We start from the raw sequence: 17,346 nt of genomic DNA, 5'->3' as shown, positions 1-17,346 counted from the left end.
AACTATTCTATAAAATTACTTGGTTTTTTATGATTGTTCTCTAACTTAAATCTGGAATAGTATTCCACAATCTATATTTTGACTTGGATTTATCTGTGATGAAAGTCGCTTAACACGCGCGGTAATTGGGATGGGAGACTTAAATCCAGCATAGTATCGTTTTTTCTTTTTAGTAACTAAGACCTTATTTCTTATAAACCTATTAAAACCTGCAGATATTTATGTATCTAATCTGTAATCAGTGTTGTTTTGGAATAAAAGACTTTTCGAGTTGCACGATATTTTGAATATTACTCTTGTCTGGATTTATAGACTGCTCTCGTTAGATGTGATATTATCCAATTAAGCACACTTCCAATACTAACTCTCTGCCATGCGGCTTATGAGAGACTGGATTTAATAAGAATGCACTCGTTATGAGTGGTTGGCTCTGTCTATATGACAGACATCCCTTTGGGAACCACTTGTAGCGGGTGCTTTTTTGCGTGCACTTTTATATACTGCTAGGTTAATTTTACAAATTACTCTTTAGGAGGCGAATGACCATGGCAATTACATTTATTATTGGTCGATCAGGTAGTGGAAAAAGCAATTATTGTTTAAATGAAATTAAAGAAAGGTTATTACTAAAGCAATCAGGGAATCCCATTATTCTCTTGGTACCCGAGCAAGCCACTTTCCAAGCAGAACATGACTTGGTGACCTCACCAGGACTCGGCGGGTTAATGAGGGCACAAGTATTAAGCTTCCGACGATTGGCTTGGAAGGTAATGCAAGAAACAGGAGGAACAGCTTCAGGAGTCATGATTGATGATTCAGGGAAGAAGATGCTGATTCAACATATTCTTCAAAAACGTAAAGAGCAACTTCGGCTATTCAAGGGGTACACAGAAAAAATGGGATTCATCGAAACGATAGGTTCATTTTTTAATGAATTAGGTCGTTACCGTTTAACTGCGGAATCTTTGGATAGTGATTTTCAACGTGCGAGAGAGAAGATCGCTAATGTAAGTGCAACGTTAAGTCTGAAAATGGAAGATTTGTTGCTCATTTATCGTGACTACGAAATGATCCTTTCGAATGGATTTATGGACAGTGAGTCCTATCTCAATCGATTGGCTGCTCAGTTGCCGGAAACTACATTAGCGGGTAAAGCAGAATTATGGATAGATGGATTTTTCGGGTTCACGGCACAAGAACTCGAAGTGGTCATACAGGCCATAACAGTCTTTCCAAATGTGACAATCACCTTTTGTTCTGACCGGGTTTATGGAGGAGATGAATTCATCGATGAGTTGAGTTTATTTTATCCAACTGCGAAAACCATGAAACGAATTCAAACTCGCCTTAAAGAGATTGGCTTACTACCGGAGGTTATCCAACTAGAAGGGGGCATTCGTTTTAAGGAAGCCCCGATGCTTGATCATCTGGAACGGCATTATGAGAATCGCCTCTTTGAAGGGGTACCCGAGTTTGCGAACAATACTGAAGAGATCAAAATCTTCGCCGCGGTGAATCGGCGAGCTGAGATTGAAGCTGCAGGTAGAGAGATGATTCGACTTGCAAGAGAGCGTGGTTTTAGATACCGCGATATGGCAATTCGAGTACGTAATCTAGAAGATTATGGTGAACTTATTAAAACCATCTTTGGTGAAATGAATATCCCCTTTTTCTTGGATCAAAAACGCAATGTTATTCATCATCCCCTAGTCGAATTTATACGGTCCTCTATTGATGTTGTGGTTCAGAAATGGCGTTTTGATGCTATGTTCCGCTGCATTAAGACAGACTTCTTGTTACCGCTTGATAACGGGAATAAAAAGAGCAGACGCTTGAATCGTCACGACACCGATGAACTGGAAAATTTGGTTCTCGCCTATGGTCTCCATGGTAGTCGTTGGACGGATAAAAAAAACTGGGAGTTTCGTCAATATCGTTCTCTCGAAGATGAGAACTCTGTCGATACGGATGAATCTTTCAACAAACGAATGGACAGGTGTCGGCGTATGATCGCTAAGCCATTAAGAAGCCTTGAGAAGGACCTTAACGAGTCCCAGACGATTCGCGAACGTGTAATTGCCTTATACAAGTACTTGGTTGAGGTGAAGGCTCCTGAACGGATTCTGCATTGGTCAGATGAGTGTTTAGTTGCAGGACAACCGGAGAAGGCAAAGGAACATGCCCAAATATGGGAAAATGTGATTTCGATGTTGGAACAGATGGTTGATGTGATAGGGAATGACAAAGTGAGTCTGGATATTTTCTCTACGCTAGTCCAAACTGGTTTGGAAAGCATTCAGCAGGGGCTGGTACCTCCATCGCTTGATCAGGTATTAGTCGGGAGCATAGATCGCACCAGATCTGCCCAAATGAAGGTAGCCTTCGTTCTTGGTTGTAATGATGGAATACTCCCCAAATCGTTTGATGAAGCGGGTGTCATTACCGAAGAGGAGCGGGAATGGTTAATCGAAAACGGTATTGAAATTGCCGATAGTGTTACGAGAAAACTACTGGATGAGCAGTTCCTCATCTACACCGTTTTGTGCGGACCGTCCCACAAATTATGGCTAAGTTATCCATTATCCGATGAAGAGGGCAAATCGTTATTACCTTCAGAAATCTTAACGCATGTGAGGCGATTGTTCCCTGACATTAAAGAGGAACTGATCGGTCAAATGCCTGATGTCCAAATGCCGCACGAAGAACAACTGGCTTTTGTTTCTAATCCGGAAAAGACTTTGACTCATTTAGTGACGATGCTTAAGGAATGGACAAGAGGAATGACGATTGCTCCTGGGTGGTTTGCAGTGTATAACTGGCTTTTAAATAATGGCTATGGAGACCGAATTCAAAAAGTTTTTGCTGCAATCGATTACCGGAATCAAGAATCACTTTTGCGACCAGAAGTCGGAGAACTTTTATATGGTGATCTGTTGAAGACAAGCGTATCGAGAATGGAGAAGTACGTTGGATGTCCTTTCTCGCATTTCGCGGCAAGCGGTCTGAAACTGGAAGAACGTAAAATCTATAAGTTAAATAATCCCGATATTGGGCGTCTATACCACGCAGCATTAACAGGACTCATGAAAGAACTACAACGTGAGGACAAGCTCGATGTGATTATCACTGACGAAGAATTATATCACCGAGTCTCTACCATTGTGGACATACTCAGTCCTCGATTACAAGGTGACATCTTAAGTAGTACGTTTAGGTACCGACACATCGCCAAAAAGTTAAAAGAAGTAGTTAGCAAAACGGCAAAAGTGCTGTTGGAACATAACCTTCAAAGTGAATTCGTTCCGGTTGGACTGGAATTAGCTTTTGGTCCAGGGGAAACACTGCCATCCCTCATAATTCCATTGGATAAAGGGAAGACGCTTGAGGTTGTAGGAAGAATCGATCGCGTTGACCAAGCAAACTTATCAAATGGAACTTTCCTACGCATTATTGACTACAAATCAAGCAAAACTTCACTTGATTTATCGAATGTCTACCACGGTACCTCGCTACAATTACTCACTTACTTAGACGTAGTGTTGTCACATTCTAAAGTATGGTTAGGTCAGCAAGGCAATGCAGCTGGCGCCCTGTATATGCATGTACACAACCCATTACTCAATCTCACCAACCCAATTGATGCTGAGCAAGTCGAGAAAGAAATTCTCAAACAGTTCAAAATGAAAGGTCTATTGCTTGCTGATAATGAAATGCTCGGGAAAATGGATAATACCTTAGCAGGTGGTGAATCAGATTTCCTTCCGGTTTCATTTAAAAAAGATGGCACTTTCTACAAGAATGCGTCTGTGGCAAGCAAAGAGCAGTTTGAGCGACTTCAAAATCACGTACGTAAAGTAATTACGGATGTAGGTAATGGTATTATCGATGGCCATGTTGAAATCCAGCCTACACTCAATGGAAAAAAGCTACCTTGCCAATTTTGCTCTTACCAGCCAGTATGTCATTTTGATTCTTTAGTAAATCAGGATGATGTACGAGTACTTCCTTCTTTGGATGACGAAGAAGTATGGCGCCGACTTGAAAAGGACGACGAATCTAATGAAGAGGTGTAGAAAATGACAACATTATCCCAAATGTCTATATGGACTGATCAACAATCCCAAGCAATAAGTTATGTGGGCTCCGATACATTGGTATCGGCTGCTGCAGGTTCTGGAAAAACGGCCGTTCTCGTTGAGCGGATTGTGAAAAAAGTTCGATCCCCCAAGGAAAAGACTAACGTAAATCAATTGTTGGTGGCAACATTTACTAAGGCAGCAGCTGCTGAAATGAAAGAGCGTATTCGAGAAGAACTGGAGAAGGAAGTATTCAAAAATCCGAACTCCAAGCATCTAAAAAAACAGTTGGCGCTCCTACCACAAGCAACGATTACAACAGTCCATTCTTTCTGCAAGAATGTCATCCAACGGTATTATGAACGAATAGGCCTTGATCCATCATTTAGGATTGCAAATGAAACAGAGGCAGCTATACTACGTCAGGATGTTTTGGAGGACATTATCGAGGAATGTCATCAAAAAGTTGACAACATGGAGTTCTCCATGCTACTTGATTGGTTTTCAGGTGATCGAAATGATAATTCCTTGCTCAATCTTGTCCAAATGATTTATGACTCAGCAAGAAGTCATCCTAGCCCGGAGGCTTGGTTGACCCATGTTGTTTCAATGTACGATCTTGGGGAGGACTCAATCCCTATTTGGGTGAGCTGCTTAATGGAAGATGTGAAATTAGAGTTGGAGAGTATTAAAAACCTGCTACAAGAAGCCGTTTTGATCATCCATCAACCAGAGGGTCCGACTCCATATCTTGATAATTTGATGAAAGAATTGTCTGTGTTAACTAATATCATGGATAGCTCCACGTCATGGGACAATTTACACACCGCCATGCACCAATCCATCTTTGACCGATTGAAGGCTTGTAAAAAAGATGGTTATGATGAAGTGAAGATTGAGGCGGTTAAGGCTTTGAGAGACCGAGCTAAAAAAGACTTGGAGAAACTGAAAGGTGAAATTTTTCAGAGGTCCATTCAAGACTTCATTCTCGAATGTCAGCATATGAAACCTGTGGTGCTAGGCTTAAAAAGACTTGTGATGGAGTTTCATACTAGATTTTCAAAAGCAAAGACGGAAAAGAACTTGTTAGATTTTTCAGATCTAGAGCACATGGCTTTGATGGTTCTTGGGGAAATAAAAGATGGTCGTTATGAGCCTACAAAAGCAGCACACGATTATAGGAAAATTTATAACGAAACCCTAATTGACGAGTATCAGGATACGAACCGTGTCCAAGAGACAATATTGTCATTGGTTTCGCGAGAATCTCATAATGGAAATCGTTTTATGGTGGGGGACGTTAAGCAAAGTATATATCGTTTCCGTTTGGCAGAGCCAAGGCTATTTTTGGAGAAATATGCAGCCTTTGGTGAAGAACGTTCCCTTGGACAGAGAATTGAACTGACGAAGAATTTCCGGAGCCGCAAACAAGTGTTGGATGCGACTAACTTCATATTTCGTCAGATCATGAGTCAGCGGGTTGCTGAAGTTGCCTATACTCCTGAAGTTGAGTTGAGTTTTGGTGCCACCTATTACCCCGATACAACACAGGATTATACGGTCGATGTTCATGTGATCGATAGAAATCAGCACATTGAACGTGATAGGGATAATAATCTTGAAGATACCCATCCTGGCGATATGATGTTGGAGATGGAACTAGAAGAATCGGAGCCAGCACGTCTTGAAGCGCGTTACATTGCCGAACAAATCAAAAATCTCATTGGTCAAAGTAGCGGAAGACCTTATTATGTTTATGACAAGCAAATCCAAGGGTTACGGCCCATTCAATACCGAGATATTGTTATTATTCTAAGGTCAACACAAAATTGGTCACCTGTCATCCTGGATGAATTTAAAATGTTGCAAATTCCAGCTTATGCAGACTTATCGACGGGTTACTTTGGGGCAACCGAGGTATCAATAATGATGAGTTTATTAACCATCATCGATAATCCTTATCAAGATATTCATTTGGCTGGCGTACTTCGTTCACCGTTGGTAGGACTATCGGCTGATGAGCTTGCTCAAGTCCGTCATGCTAAGAACAAGGGACGGTTCTACGGAGCAGTACAACGATATATTGAAATGGAAGAAAGTGTACACACTGAAGCAGCAGCAGCAATCGAAGACGAAACCCATTCATTAAAGCTTCGTGCTAAGCTAGAAAATTTTCTGAATCAACTTGATGAATGGCGCAATCAAGCTCGTAGTGGTTCGCTTTCGGATTTGATCGGGAATATCTTCGAAGTCACGGGTTTTTATGAATTTGCAGGGGGATTGGCTGGAGGTCAACAAAGACAGGCGAACCTAAGGGCACTATTTGACCGAGCCAGACAGTTCGAGTCAACCTCTTTCCGTGGTTTATTCCGTTTTTTACGCTTCATAGAACGGATGAAGGAAAGTGGTACGGATATGGGTGCAGCACGATCATTGGGTGAAAATGAAGACGTAGTGCGTATCATTTCAATTCATAAGAGCAAAGGTCTAGAGTTTCCAGTTGTATTTGTTGCAGGCCTGGGCAAGAAGTTCAATCAACAGGATCTCGTTGGAAAGTTCCTCCTTCATAAGGAAATGGGGTTCGGACCGAAATATTCGAATCCGGTTTTGAGGTTAAGTTACCCATCACTTCCATCCCTTGCAATTAAACGACGTATGCGTTTGGAGCTATTGGCTGAGGAAATGAGAGTGCTATATGTTGCCATGACCAGAGCAAGGGAGAAGTTGTTCCTTGTAGGTTCAGCCAAGAATACTGATGACATGTTAAAAGTATGGTCTAAAGCAGCAGTTCAAACGACATCTTCGCTTATACCGGATTATCTACTTACAAAATGCAACAGTTTCTTGGATTGGATTATGATGGCCCTTAGCCGGCACAGTAATTGTTCCTCTATTTTTGGTTGGGAGCAATCAGGTTTGGAGGATGTATCTGAATGGCGAGTGAGCATGTCTAGCACTGACATATGTAGACACTCACAGCCAACATTAGAAATCATTGACTTGGAGGAGAAAAATAAATTTCTTTACTCCATTTCGAGAAATCAACCTATCATGATAGAAGTTCCAAGTGAACAATTTGATCGTGTTAATCAGTTAGGCTGGAACTATAATCATATGGAAGCCACCAAGATGTTTTCTAAAACCTCAGTGACTGAAATGAAGCGATTAGGAGAAGCGGTTGTCATAGCAGATGAGAGCTCCACAGGTAGAATCAAAGCTTCACAAGCGAGTCAAACACTAAGAGCGCCTAAATTTATCTCAACAAGCAAATTCTCTGCAGCTGAGAAAGGGACATTTTACCACACGGTCATGCAGAACTTCCCACTAGACTCAAACGGGGTAGACGCGGGTAAAGTCCTCGATGCAATTGCAAGAATGGTTGAAAGGAAGTTACTAACCGATGAGCAAGCAGGCTGCATAGATCCCGTGACGATTTTAGATTTTTTCTCTAGTTCTATTGGTTTAAGACTATTGAAAGCAAAAGAGGTTTTGAGAGAGATTCCGTTTAGTTATGGGATTAAAGCGAAAGAATTGTATCCGGACGCGATACGAGCTGAGGACGAAATTATACTGATTCAAGGTGTAATAGATTGTCTTTTCGTAGACGAACAAGACTTAACTGTCCTCCTTGATTTTAAAACTGATCAAATTAATCAGCAATCCTATTCTGAAATGAGTGAAAAATATAAATTTCAGATTAGTTTATACCGTAAGGCAATAAATCAAGTATGGTCAACTGTAGACGAGGCATTTCTCTACTTTTTTGACAAGGGAATGCTAATCGAAATGTAGATAAGAAGTGGACCAGTAGAAATTACTGGTCTTTTTCTTTGTATAAATATACTTTGCTTTACAAGGTGATATGTTTTATGGAATAATATAATCAAGAAATACAAAAGAATTTTCATATGTTCGTTAAGGGAAGCACCCTTGAGCCAAGTCATCTCACAATAGTGGGACTATACTTCGTTCAAGGGTGTTTTTTGTTTTTAATTTAAGGGAGTGATTATTAATGAGTCAAGTTCAACAAAGGCAATTTTTACACAACATGTATTTTTACAATAGGATGTTTAATTTTGAAGTTTATACTCTATTGCAATCCATGATTAATTGTAATGCCAGTGTATTAGTACATGGCAGAAAGGGGTCTGGCAGCGATGAGCTCCTAAAAACTCTTTTTGATGCTAAAAGTTTAGGTGGGACAACCTTGTTTTTAGGTTCAGAATGTATTAAAGGGTTGTATCCAAAGCGTCGGATCATGGAATTTACTGGTTCCTGGGATGGCGATGATTTTTCTCCAGCATTTAATGAAGCTACTTCCGTGGTTGTCAACGGACTGACAGCTCAAAACGTACGTCCGTTTTTAGAAATGTGTAAAAGAGGGCAAGGGTTAGCTGCTTTAGATGGACATACAGTGAACTTCGCTCTAGATGAAATTGCCAGTCTTCTTGGAGAAGATCATGAGTTACAAAGTGAGATTGGCGCAATCGACTTTGTCCTTACTGTCGAAGCTCACAAATTAGTGTCCGTGTCGGAGGTAATAAAATCAGACGGCATTTTAACACTGCAACCATTTGCTGTGTACGTTGGTGGGAACGAGTACTCTTTTCAAGCCTGTGTCTCTGATAACAAAATCAATAAAATGAGGAATGCGAATTTCGAGGAAGCAGAAAGATTCATGTTATCCATTAGACACTATGAAGCTGAATAATGACTAAAAATGCCAAGGGTAATAACCCAAGGCATTTTTTTTGAAGTGAAAGGTTCAATTATCTGATTTTCAGGCCGTTACGAAGTGATATATCAGAAACATGTACCAATTCATAACGTTCAGAGTTATTAAAAAGATCTTCAGGGGATATACCACTTGTCGCGTTTTTCGCAACCATTTTTTTAGCTTCAGATTCTGTGAGAATTTCTGTTTCCTCGGGTAATTTAAAGAGAAGTAAGGTGAAATTCTTTATTTTTGGCATGAAAAGCTTTGTAGAATCTACGGACCTTTCAATACTTTCTTTAAATCCGGTGGAAACTTCCGCATATAACAGATTTTTATCGTAATCAAGACTTACGGTTATGAATTTTTGAGATGTTGAAAAACTTTTTGGATCAGCGATTACACAACGAAACACACGCTTTAACAGAGCAACGGCATCTTCGTGCTGTAGTGATTCAATGAATGCACTTTTTGGTCGTGGAGGTCCATGCATTTTTAAGGTCTCGTATAGATGAAGTACATTGGTCTGAGACATTCTCTTACTCCTTCGTCATAATGTTGTTTGAATTATTGCCATTATAGACGATTGAAGTTAATTCGAGAAACAGACCGAAACAAGAAAAACAAACAAGAACACTTGTTTGTTTTTCTGTTAATTAATGTTGATGTTTTTATTTGCCGGTACCGAAATGTTTTTTTATTACCCGATCATATGACTCTGAATCTATAAGGGAGTTGTCATTAAGAAAAGAGGAGAGCTTTCGAACAGGAAGCTCTGTGATATTGATTTCGAGTTCTTCTGTAAGTTCTTTCTGCGTGCGAATGGTACTAATCAAGTCTAAGCGAAAATCCTTTTCTTTTTGTGTTACTTCTCTTTTTGACTTTATGTAACCTCTAGCGAACATATATATAAATAATGCTAGTAGTGAGCTTATAACGATAATTTCTAGCAAAGGCATGTCCTCCTTCTCGCTTATGCTTGCAATCCAATATCAATGTAAGAAAGAAATAAATGCTTAGATTAGAGAATCATTTCTTCCCGAACTCAACTATAAAAGCGATTAGAATCGCAATTGGAAAGTTTTCATGAGTAATGGTTGTATCTCTTAATTTAACATGAAATTTTTCACCAATCTTCGTCATCTCAAGATTATTAAAACGTTCATCTTTCAGTAAATCTAATAGATGGTCTACGTTTTCAGTAGGGTCCCAATATCCAATATGATTGCGTGATAATAGTTCAGTCGCAATACCTTGCTTGGCGTAGTTGTTGTATTTTTGAATAGTGTATTCTGGTGAATTACCCCAACTTTCATTTCCATCAGAATACCGAATACCGAATTCTTTTTCAAATGGCCCTTCGTACCATAATTCTGCAACAATTCTCAATATATCATCTTTTTCAAGAAACTGTGCATCTTCCAATTCCATATGAATTTCCCCTTCCCACTGGAAATTATCATCAACGATTCGACTGTAAAATTCGAATAACCTATTGTTCCATAAAATAACTGATCGGTTGTCCACTTTATGACGTTCTTTTTAGTGTAACATGACTTGAATTGAAGTGCGAATTTGCAATAATAATTTTGGCTACTCGAATTTTTAGTAATCCTTTATAATAAAACTGTATTAGCCAATTTCATATGGCTTTTTTTCCGGAAGCACCGGACAGATCCTAACACAGGGTTTGTTCCGCGTGCTTTTTTTGCATTTTCACACAAGGAGGGGATAAACGATTGTTGTTATTTAAAGCTGTACAAATGACCAAGGAATATCAAAGAGAAAGCTCGTCTACCAAACTTAAAGAGGGTAAGGCCTTAAACCTATTGGAAATAAGGTTGGCTATCGAGACAAGTTCTCTTAAAGAAAGGAGAGTATAGGATGGACGCTATGAGTCAACAAGAAGAAGAGGAATCAATGTCTTTGATCACGGCCGTATACAGGAAATATTGGGTAGATAATCGCGAACGTATAATGGAGATATACCGAACTTATTTTCACACCATATTCGTTACACTTCTAATGATTGTTAACCTGGTCACTGCTTACTCCGCAGTGATTATCTATCTAGCACAATGGAAACATAAATCGGGAAGTGTCGAGGGATTCCTATCGTTATTATTACCATATCCATCGCACTTTTTGACGAGTATTTTGAATATCCCATTTTTTGGGTTGGATTTGCATATGACCTGGTGGTGTTTAGTATTCTTAAACCTCCCTATCATTACCTGGTTTTATTCTACGGTCACCCAGCCGATAAAGAAAGGCTATTCGACTTATATTGACTGGAAAAGCCGCAAGGGTCGTGTTATTTCAGCCGTAATAAACGGTTGTGCACTAATTGTTCATTATTGCGCTATATTCGCTTGGTACGTTGAAAATTACTTGTTTCACTTTTTTGAAGGAATTAAGTCAGATGAGGCTTATCTTGTTATTAATTCCATGGCGAGTTTTGGTTATATTCTGATGTGTATCCCAGTATTCATTTCTATTACTGGCACCTACCTGTTAATGAAACAGTTTCACATGAACGAAGATTTGAGGAAAATGTTTTTCAAATGGGAATTTTCTCTTCTGGCTAGTCAATCGTTCTCTCTGCGTTCCAAAAAAGCAGATGTTATTATTGGCTGGGAGAAAGCAACTCATAAGCCAATTGTATTGGTTGAAGAAAATAGATTTCTTCATGAGCTTGTTAACGGGGCTACAGGCACTGGTAAAACATCCACAACGATTCTCACACGTATTGTACAAGATTTGATTCGTATCGCACGTGGAGGTAAGCTCGGTGTATGTGTACTCGAACCAAAGGGAGATCTGATACGAGACGTTTTGAATCTCTGCAAAAAACTTGGAATACCAGAAAGCAAGATCAAAGTGATTGACCCTACGGACCTTATTCGCTCTGTAAAATTCAACCCATTTGTTGGCCCCTTGGAAACAGCAGCAGAAACCTTTCGGGGCGTTCTTGATGCACTTGCAGGAGATCAAGATGAATTTTTCAAAGGACAACAATCGGAGACAGCATCCCTTTACACTATGCTTGGGAAAATTCGTCACGGTAACATGTTCTCGATTGTACACATGCAAAGAATGTACTCAGATCCTCGTTATTTAGCCGATATGACAGAAGAGGTTCGGTCATGGATCACACGAAATTTAGAAAGTCCTACTTTGACTGAAGAAAATCGTGTCCTATTGGAACGATATGATCGAGTATGTTCCTATTTCGAGAATGAGGTCATTGAGTTTAAGACATGGAAAGACAAAGAACATAGAATTATGCCAGTGCTTTATCCAGACGGTCATAAATATGAGGGAAAACAGGTAGTAGAAAACAAAAAAGACAAATTTATTACGGGTGCAAAAAAGTACATCAATGATATTTGCATGAATGCTATGCTATCACAATTAATGGTTGCTAAAGATGGTGAAGAAGTTCTTGATATCGATAAGTTTTTGGCTGAAGGCGGGGTACTTCTTGTGAATACAGCTCTGGGAGAATTAGAAGAGCTGAGTATGAGCTTCGGGCAATTCTTTATTCGCCAGTTCCAGTCAAGTGTATTCCGAAGACCAAGTGAAGAGTCAGGTTTCGAAAGATTTCCTATTTTTTTTAACATTGATGAATTTCCACTTTTTATTAATGAAGCGTTTGTTAGGTTGCTGACCCTTGGGCGTTCCTATAAAGTTGGAACCTTGATAGCGATTCAGTCACTGGGACAGCTTGAATCAGTCATAAGAGGTTATGATCGCACCATAATGTCTAATGCGTCTAACAAGACTGTATTCGGACGAGGCGAAGTAACGGATAATGAACTTTTCAGTAAACAGTTCGGTGAAGAGTATGAAGTTGAAGAAAGTATGAATGAATCAGTGACACCGGTGAGTCAACCGAATCCAACACTGGGGTACCGCTATAATACGGCTAGACAATTGGCACCACGCTTTACACCTACGAAGATATTGGAACAGGAATTCAAACACTTCATTGTTCAATTGGTTGGTGAAGATGGAGCTATTCAAGTACCTGTTCAGGCATATGGTAAATTCATTTCTGAAACTAAATTTTTGAAGAGATTCATTAAAATTGGTCAGGCGGAGTTAGAGACAAGTAAATACAAATCTGTTGGTAGCCCTACGAAGTGGATTCAAAAGCTTGCTATCGACACCGTTCAGAGAATTAATCCTCTAGATAAATTGTTCACAACTGAAAAAAATAAGCTCCAAGAAAGAGTTGGAGAGTCTGAAGAAGAAGTTCAAAATGGAGAGCAGCAGCACAGTGAAATTCGTGTGAGAGCGGAAGTGACAGGCGAGGCGAGTGAGACTGAACAGCAGCATAATGCACTTCGTGTCAGAACGGAAGTGAATGATGAAAGGATTGAGAAAGATGCTGAACAGAAAGGTAGGGAAGTAGTTGAAGAAACAACAGAACCAATAATAGCGTCAGATCAGAAATGGGAGGAAGATTCTAGAAATGACATAGTTTGGGCTCAAATGCCAGATTCACCGCACCCTTCAGGTGAAGAGAATGTGGGTGAGTTAACCGGCTTTAATTCTGGCGTTGGTGCAGATGCTCCACATATCAGAGATACTAACCAAAGTTATTCTCAACCTAATGAAATAACTGATTCCGTTATCGGGATGCTTGTAAGAACGGTAACGGGAGAACAAGGAGAAAATCAAACAATACAAACGAATGGCCATAATCAGGATAAACCGCTTGCTGAGTGGAATATCAATGATCTCATCGCGACTGATGTTGTATCAGGGCAATATGTGGGAGAAGAAATGAATGTTGGCCCAGACCCTGAAAAACCTGGGAATGTTATCTCTCCAGTACAACAACCCGATCAGAGTGTGAAAGCGAAGTCGCCACAACAAAATATAGCTAGTGGAAAGGTTTTGAAAGGAATCGATATTGAGAATGATGACATCTAGTTGACAGTTGGCTTAGAACTCAATAATATGGAGTTAGATACATCATATGGAATGGAAAGAGGGAGCACCTCTGAGCTACGGGTTAATTGCCCGTACTTAGAGGTGCTCTTTTTCGTTTTCGTCCATCTTTTATTAAAAAATAGACAAATAGGAAGGTGTTTTACATGGTTAAACGACTTGGTGCAAGTGCTATTGAAGAAGAGGAAATTGATGGTGAAGTACTAGCATGGTCAGCCCTTCGGGATGCTAAAAATCGCAAACGTGTTCTTGTAGCAAAAGCGATCGGGCTGGAGGAACTGGAATTATTGGGAAGTAAAATGGAATGTTTAAAATTAAATTATCAGGGTATTTATGGGTACTTGCCGCGGAATAAAATTGACAACTACGAGTTTAGGGGAGTACACAATTTTTTAGGTAAATCATTCGAATTTATTATTGAAGAACTTATCATTGAGAAGGGCGAAAAGACCGGCATTTTTGTTGCTAACCGTATTGAGGCACTTAAAATTTCGGCAAACATATTTTGGAATACAGCCAGGGTAGGACAAATTTACGAGTCTTTTATCCGTGGTATCGACCCGTATCATTTGTACCTACTGGTAGAGGGTGTGGAGGTAAAATTGCACCGGTCTGAAGTTGATTACAGTTTGTATGATGATCTTCGGCAAGTGTACAATATCGGTGAAAGCATTGATGTTAAAATCCTAAACTTCGAAAAGCCTGAAAATGGTTCGCTGGAAGGAAAGTTAGAAGTAAGCGCACGTATCCTCAATAAAGACCCTTGGGAAAACATCACTAACTACAAAGAGCGCATGTTCTATGTAGGCAAATTAGTACGAATTCACCCAACCATAGGGATGTTTTTAGAATTAGAGCCTGGACTCTCCATGCTGGCAAATTTTCCTGCTGGAGCAAGAGGAATTCAGTTTAAACCAGGTGATGAATTCGAAGTCAAAATCGGATCGATTGACGTAATTGCACGACGTATTTTTGGAGTCATGATAATTCGGAGTAAGAAAATTGGGGCAAACAATCCTAACTTTAGGAACTCTGGTAATTCAGGTAATTCTGGGCTGCGTAGTCGGGGAGCAAGTCGAGGTTAATTAATGTCACAAGGATTATTTGAATTTGGAGATTCAAAAAATGGTGGTAAAGAATCAGTGGAGAAACCTTCACTGTTTCTTACACCACCAATGGCAAAAGAAAATCCATACAAAGATTCGTTATGCCCCAACGATATCATGGATTATTTGTTGCCAAATGGTGAGTTATTTGGATTCTTCTCAGATCCATATGCATCAATGTACTATCACAAACCATCTGAAGGAATACGTCATGGTCGATTTTGGCTTGAAGACAGAATTGCGGATGGTACCTTTAGTGAACGAGAGATTAAACTTCTTACTCTTCTTTCTAAAGTTCGCATTGCAACGCGGAGCCAAATCCGCAGAGCGATCTTCAAGGAAAACGATGATGATCGTGTAATCGTCGAGTTCTTAAAGAAATGCCGTAGATCGGGTATTATATGTGCATTTAGTTGGGTTAGTCCATTAAAGACTGAAAGAAAGAAACCACTTGTGTATGCATTGACGAAAATCGGCGCTGAAGCTGCAGGGAAAATTCTTATGCGTAAACTTGAAGAGGATTTTTGGTTTCAGCCAATTGAAGTTCCATTAGGACGCGGACCAGAGATGAATCCACTCTTCTATGACTTGGTCTCTGCAGAGTTGTACTGTGAGTTAAATCGAATCGATCGCCTTATTTCATGGCAGAGAAATCCGCTTATTCGATTAAAAAATGGTCTGATTCATCATCCGACTGCAATGTTCGAGGTTATTAAAGATGCCGGAGAAATGCGGATATTCTGGGTTGAAACTGTTCGATCGGGCAAGGATTGGGTAAGTAAAGTCAAAAGCCGATTTCAAAAAACGCAAAATGCGATTGAACATGTCAATGAATTTCAAAAACCGGCACGTGTGATTGTAGTTGCAGACGGGGACTCAAGAATTCCTTTTCTGGCAGACGTGGCGCGTGAATTAATGCCAAACGTTGAAGTACGGTTCACAACTGATGAACGACTGATACAAGGTATGGGGAAGGAAACGTTTTTAGTGTGGGATGTTGATAAAAAAAGCCTAAAAGCACAATCAATAGCGTTTCTTCAGCCAGGAGCACCCGGCATGACTGCGTCTGAATATTTGTCTTCTCAAATGGTAATCCCATCCGACGATGATTTTGAGGACTAACTTTTATTAAAAAATGTAGTTACCGAGGATATTATTTTCCTCGGTATTTTTGCTTGAGATTTACCTTTTAGCTTCGATTATGCTATAGTTAACTTATAATCCATTTTTGTTTATCTTCTCGTCATGCGACTTGGGAAGAACTTCTTTTATATGAATCCATCTATTGATGCTTATTTAACCTGTAACATGGTTGAATCACGCCCAGTAGGTGGTTTTTTTGTTTTTTAATACTTTAATATCAGGAGGAATGTTAAAAATGAAATTATCATTGGTACAAATTCGTATGATGGATGCAGAACGTTTTAGCCCAAGGTTTAGTTTAGATGGATGGAGCTTTAAGGGGCATAACTACATAGGTAATGCATTAATTGGTTCTTTGAGTGGAGTAAGTGCTGAAAGCGTAACAAGAAAATTAAGAGAACTTAAGCACCTAATAGGTGGAAAGTACATTCAAGTAGGATTTTGTTATGAGGGGATAGTTCCAAAGGAAGATCTTATTCTTCATAATCATTTTGAGGAACATCCTAGCGGATTTTTACTGAAAGAGAGCATGGAATATCGAGTAACGGCACTACCTTGCGATGCAGGTGGTTATTGGATACTTAACATTATGAACAAGCAGAGAAGAAAGGGGTTAGAAGATTTTACACTGGACCCCATGGTTTTTCTTCAACATGATTTGAAACTTGAATATCTTAGTCCAGAGGTAGCTATATGATTAAATCATCTATTCTTGTTGATGAAATAAATGCTATGGGGCAACTCCATGCTATGGGGATCGAGGGTATTCGACCATGGAAAGTATTTTACCAGAGTTTGTCCCAAATTCTCGAAGGTGAATACGGGAGAGTAGAAATGGGGTTTCATTTCTATGGAGCCATACCACCGAGGGATCGCAATGAAAAGGCGCACTTGAATCGAATTAAGTTTTTTAAATCTTTGGAGTATGATGGGATTCATGTCCATCGAGGAATGTGTTTACCGATAGGAAACTCCTGGCAAGAGAAGGGTGTTGATGTCGAGATCGCACTAGACATGGTAGATATGTCTATGAATAATACAGATATCATATTTCTACTATCGGGTGATTGTGATCTCATTCCAGCCATAGATAGAGCGAGAAGACATTGTAAAGTCGTTTCTATTATAAGTGAACGACAGCCTGCTCGACTTGTAAAAGAGTCCTCTGATGGTGTGGTGACACTAGAATCTATTGTCGGATTGATTGATAGATCCCACATTATCGAAAGGAGCAACGCTTCATAACGCGCACGCGGAACAGAAGTGCCGTATAGGTGGATACCCAACCTATACGCAGCACTTCTTTTTTTGTTTAGAGTGTGATAAAATAATTTTGTATTCAAAGTGT

General features: G+C 39.7%; 11 protein-coding genes. 8 read left to right on the top strand and 3 right to left on the bottom strand.

Annotated elements, in window-relative coordinates; translation table 11 throughout:
• Positions 1 to 545 precede the first annotated feature (545 nt).
• The 3 genes from addB (at position 546) to LRL21_RS14855 (ending at position 8,787) form a co-directional block, all read left to right on the top strand.
• Entirely contained in the window at positions 546 to 4,073 is a 3,528-nt protein-coding gene (addB, locus tag LRL21_RS14865) for a helicase-exonuclease AddAB subunit AddB (protein WP_240416579.1), read from the top strand.
• 3 nt (positions 4,074 to 4,076) lie between these two features.
• Entirely contained in the window at positions 4,077 to 7,868 is a 3,792-nt protein-coding gene (addA, locus tag LRL21_RS14860) for a helicase-exonuclease AddAB subunit AddA (RefSeq protein ID WP_240416578.1), read from the top strand.
• Between the two features lie 220 nt (positions 7,869 to 8,088).
• Positions 8,089 to 8,787 (top strand): hypothetical protein, encoded by a 699-nt coding sequence (locus tag LRL21_RS14855; protein WP_240416577.1) that lies wholly within the window; start codon positions 8,089 to 8,091, stop codon positions 8,785 to 8,787.
• Positions 8,788 to 8,845: 58 nt separating this feature from the next.
• On the opposite strand, the gene LRL21_RS14850 is transcribed toward LRL21_RS14855, so the two are convergent.
• From LRL21_RS14850 to LRL21_RS14840, 3 genes are all read right to left on the bottom strand, one after another.
• Complete coding sequence (locus tag LRL21_RS14850; RefSeq protein ID WP_240416576.1) at positions 8,846 to 9,325, bottom strand: hypothetical protein; 480 nt, start codon at positions 9,323 to 9,325, stop codon at positions 8,846 to 8,848.
• Positions 9,326 to 9,461: 136 nt separating this feature from the next.
• A complete protein-coding gene (locus tag LRL21_RS14845) occupies positions 9,462 to 9,743 on the bottom strand; it encodes a hypothetical protein (protein ID WP_240416575.1) in 282 nt (93 codons plus the stop codon).
• 76 nt (positions 9,744 to 9,819) lie between these two features.
• Positions 9,820 to 10,221 carry a hypothetical protein gene (locus tag LRL21_RS14840; protein ID WP_240416574.1) on the bottom strand — a complete coding sequence of 134 codons (402 nt, stop codon included), beginning with the start codon at positions 10,219 to 10,221 and terminating at the stop codon, positions 9,820 to 9,822.
• 453 nt (positions 10,222 to 10,674) lie between these two features.
• Here LRL21_RS14840 and LRL21_RS14835 point away from each other — a divergent pair, with 453 nt between their 5' ends.
• The 5 genes from LRL21_RS14835 (at position 10,675) to LRL21_RS14815 (ending at position 17,243) form a co-directional block, all read left to right on the top strand.
• The gene (locus tag LRL21_RS14835) at positions 10,675 to 13,731 is read left to right on the top strand and encodes a TraM recognition domain-containing protein (RefSeq protein ID WP_240416573.1); all 3,057 of its coding nucleotides are present in this window, start codon (positions 10,675 to 10,677) and stop codon (positions 13,729 to 13,731) included.
• A gap of 164 nt (positions 13,732 to 13,895) precedes the next feature.
• Entirely contained in the window at positions 13,896 to 14,834 is a 939-nt protein-coding gene (locus LRL21_RS14830) for a S1 RNA-binding domain-containing protein (RefSeq protein ID WP_240416572.1), read from the top strand.
• 3 nt (positions 14,835 to 14,837) lie between these two features.
• A complete protein-coding gene (locus LRL21_RS14825) occupies positions 14,838 to 15,977 on the top strand; it encodes a replication-relaxation family protein (RefSeq protein ID WP_240416571.1) in 1,140 nt (379 codons plus the stop codon).
• A gap of 256 nt (positions 15,978 to 16,233) precedes the next feature.
• A complete protein-coding gene (locus LRL21_RS14820; RefSeq protein WP_240416570.1) occupies positions 16,234 to 16,695 on the top strand; it encodes a hypothetical protein in 462 nt (153 codons plus the stop codon).
• On the top strand, positions 16,692 to 17,243 hold the full coding sequence (locus LRL21_RS14815) for an NYN domain-containing protein (RefSeq protein WP_240416569.1): 552 nt from the start codon (positions 16,692 to 16,694) through the stop codon (positions 17,241 to 17,243). The genes LRL21_RS14820 and LRL21_RS14815 overlap by 4 nt, the downstream gene beginning before the upstream one ends.
• The last annotated feature ends 103 nt before the right edge of the window (positions 17,244 to 17,346 follow it).

The organism is Paenibacillus periandrae (assembly GCF_022458865.1).
GTDB classification, from domain to species: Bacteria; Bacillota; Bacilli; order Paenibacillales; family NBRC-103111; genus Paenibacillus_S; species Paenibacillus_S periandrae.
The sequence above is the reverse complement of the archived record's forward strand: the minus strand, read 5'-3'. Positions and strand labels throughout refer to the sequence as shown.